The organism is Candidatus Egerieousia sp. (genome assembly GCF_056211015.1).
In genome coordinates, this window is record NZ_JBAELF010000111.1 from 1 (window position 1) to 2,536 (window position 2,536).

Consider the following 2,536-nt stretch of genomic DNA (forward strand, 5'->3'; position numbering starts at 1 on the left):
GATCGATAGCACCTTGAAACGAATTGACTCCGGTAAACCTTTTCAAAGATTTTCTCCAAGAAGGAAAGGAGGCAACTGGTGCCTCAGGAACATCGAACGCTGCAAACATCTTATTCAGCAGGGAGAAATGACTGAGTATGGGTTGGCTCTGATGCCGAAAGACTTAAATAGCCACTTATGATTCATCCGCACACACGAATGAACGCAGGTGCCCATAAAAATAGAAGAAGCCAGAATCTTTCGAGTCTGACTTCAGCGGGGCCCAAAGCAGGACAATGCCCTGCGATGAACCACTGCAAATGTACGTACTTTTGCGTAACTTCGCAATATGAAAAGCATTCTGATAAAAGATACGACATCAATGGAGCGCATTCAGATAGTGAAAGATGCGCTGGAAGGCGAATATGATGAGTTCTATGATGACTATGTCTCCGGAAAGAAAGAGCTTTCAGAATTGAACAGGGAATACAGTGAACAATTTGCAGGGACAGGTCAGGAAGACTAGCAGGCGCATGGATATAGACAGAACAAATATGTGCTTACACCTTCAAATGAAGATGTTTGAACCAGAAGGCGAATACTACCGGCTATGGCAAGCGATGAAGGATGATTCGGAGCTTACTGCTGTTGTTCGCTCACGCCAGCTCCATATATATCGTAACGGGAAGAAGATTCTTATCCTTGCAGGAAAGAGTGCCCCGAAGATTCTTAGGGATGACAAACTGACAGAATACCTTCTAACAACCAATTATCCGAATATCAGCAAATGAAGGTCGAGGAAGCTATACTCTACCTCCTTGCAGAGAGGAATGGTGGAATGAAAGCGGAGCAACTTGCCACTGAGATCAACCGCCGGCATTTGTGCATCCGCAAGGACGGCCAGCCTGTCAGCGTAAAGCAGGTTTGGTTCGCTGTAATGAGTCACAAAGATACTTTCTGCCTGGCAGAGGGAAGAGTTATGCTTATCATTTGAAATGGGAAGGAAGAATGAATTTAATGACTTCAGTGCGCTCAAGTCACTGAAGAAGGAACTTGAGAAATCGGAGTCTGCCGAATCGGCCCCCAAAGCCCCAGTCAAGTCCCTTACAGTCCAGCACCGGACAATCCATGAGGAACACGCACGCAACATCGGAATAGAGAAGGGGATGCTTGTCCGACTGATGGATACCAACGATGAAGGAAAGATTACCGCAATAGGTAAGGACTGGTATGAAGTGGATATTGACGGTCTCCCAATGCGCCTGGCCAGAAACCAGTTCGTAATCGTAGATGCGGATGAAGACCGCAGGATGAGGGCTGCAATGCCTTCCAAACCGATAAAATACTCTAAACAGAAGACAATGGCCACTGACAATGGAGAACTGGTCGTTGATTTACATCTGGAAAGGATTCCCGGGAATGAAAGAGTGCCCGAATGGGCTTCACTTGAGTATCAGGTGGATTACTTCAAGAGAATTCTTAGGGATAACCTCAAATACAGGGGTAAGCGAATCGTTTTCATCCACGGCGACGGAGATGGAATCCTCTGTCGTGCCATAAGGAAGGAGCTGGATGAAACATTTGCTCTATCCTGTTCTTTCAATCCTGGACCAGCTGAACTTTACGGAACAGGAGCCACCGTTGTAACAATCAGATAGTCTCAATAGAAATGAGCAAGAAACCCAACAGAGTAGTCCAATACAAGATAGCCAACGAAAAGTTCCTGAAGCAGAAGGCTCAGGAGGAAGGAATCAAAGTACTTGAAAGCGGAATCCTAATCCGTGAAATAGAAAAGGGGAGTGGTACCAGGATGCCACAGCTGCGAAGCACCGTCTATGTTCACTACACCGGCCGTCTGATAGATAGGACTGTATTCGATTCCACTGAGGGCAGACTGCCGGCCTGTTTCCGGGTTGATGAACTGATAGTCGGCTGGCAGGCTGCGCTGCTCAGAATGCACGAAGGAGACACTCTTCAGATCTTCCTCCCTGCCAAATACGGATACGGTTCTGCAAAGATTGATGGCATACCAGCCTGGTCAACACTGGATTTCACTCTTACACTTGTAAAGATTCTCTAGCAAAAGAAAGCCACCCCGAAGGATGGCTTTCATGCGTATAAGAGAGATTTTATCTCTTACTTTGAAGCTTCAATAGAAACTTTACGGAACTCCTTGAGTGCTTTCTCCAGTTCGAGGGAAGCCTTGCGGGCGCGGGCACCGGCAGCCTTGTTGCCTTTGACAACCTGTGCGTCAGCATCAGCTTTGAATGCAGCGCAGAGTTCGTTGATCTTTGATACCAGTTCTTTCATGATAATAGTAGATTTAGTTTGACAAAAATAATGAAAATTACTTGTTGACTGAATTGATTCTGTCATTGAGCGACCTATACTCCGCTTTGGTAAACTTGTCTTTACTCAAGCGTAACAGCGTCCTGAGATTATCCTTTTTCATACAAAGGGACAGCAGCTTTCCGTTGGACTCGCTTGGAACCTCTCCTTTTTCGTACTGTGAGAGCTGATTTGTTCCAAACCCGAGAATGGATGTCAATTCCTGGAG

At 46.2% G+C, this 2,536-nt stretch carries 7 protein-coding genes; 5 read left to right on the top strand and 2 right to left on the bottom strand.

The genetic code is table 11. The annotated features are described in order from the left end of the window. Nucleotides 1-328: 328 nt before the first annotated feature. From AC06L3_RS07595 to AC06L3_RS07615, 5 genes are read left to right on the top strand one after another with little or no spacing between them, the layout of a single operon-like run. Nucleotides 329-505 carry a hypothetical protein gene (locus tag AC06L3_RS07595; protein WP_475670016.1) on the top strand — a complete coding sequence of 59 codons (177 nt, stop codon included), beginning with the start codon at nt 329-331 and terminating at the stop codon, nt 503-505. Nucleotides 506-512: 7 nt separating this feature from the next. After that, nucleotides 513-770 (top strand): hypothetical protein, encoded by a 258-nt coding sequence (locus tag AC06L3_RS07600; protein WP_475670017.1) that lies wholly within the window; start codon nt 513-515, stop codon nt 768-770. Next, nucleotides 767-973, top strand: a complete 207-nt coding sequence (locus tag AC06L3_RS07605) for a hypothetical protein (protein WP_475670018.1) — start codon at nt 767-769, stop codon at nt 971-973. The genes AC06L3_RS07600 and AC06L3_RS07605 overlap by 4 nt, the downstream gene beginning before the upstream one ends. 1 nt (nt 974) lies before the next feature. After that, nucleotides 975-1,637 (top strand): Smr/MutS family protein, encoded by a 663-nt coding sequence (locus tag AC06L3_RS07610; protein WP_475670019.1) that lies wholly within the window; start codon nt 975-977, stop codon nt 1,635-1,637. 11 nt (nt 1,638-1,648) lie between these two features. After that, nucleotides 1,649-2,059 (top strand): FKBP-type peptidyl-prolyl cis-trans isomerase, encoded by a 411-nt coding sequence (locus AC06L3_RS07615; RefSeq protein ID WP_475670020.1) that lies wholly within the window; start codon nt 1,649-1,651, stop codon nt 2,057-2,059. A gap of 56 nt (nt 2,060-2,115) precedes the next feature. On the opposite strand, the gene AC06L3_RS07620 is transcribed toward AC06L3_RS07615, so the two are convergent. Then, nucleotides 2,116-2,289, bottom strand: a complete 174-nt coding sequence (locus AC06L3_RS07620) for a histone H1 (RefSeq protein ID WP_475670021.1) — start codon at nt 2,287-2,289, stop codon at nt 2,116-2,118. Between the two features lie 37 nt (nt 2,290-2,326). After that, a partial coding sequence (locus tag AC06L3_RS07625) for a hypothetical protein (RefSeq protein WP_475670022.1) occupies nt 2,327-2,536 on the bottom strand: 210 nt, incomplete at its 5' end.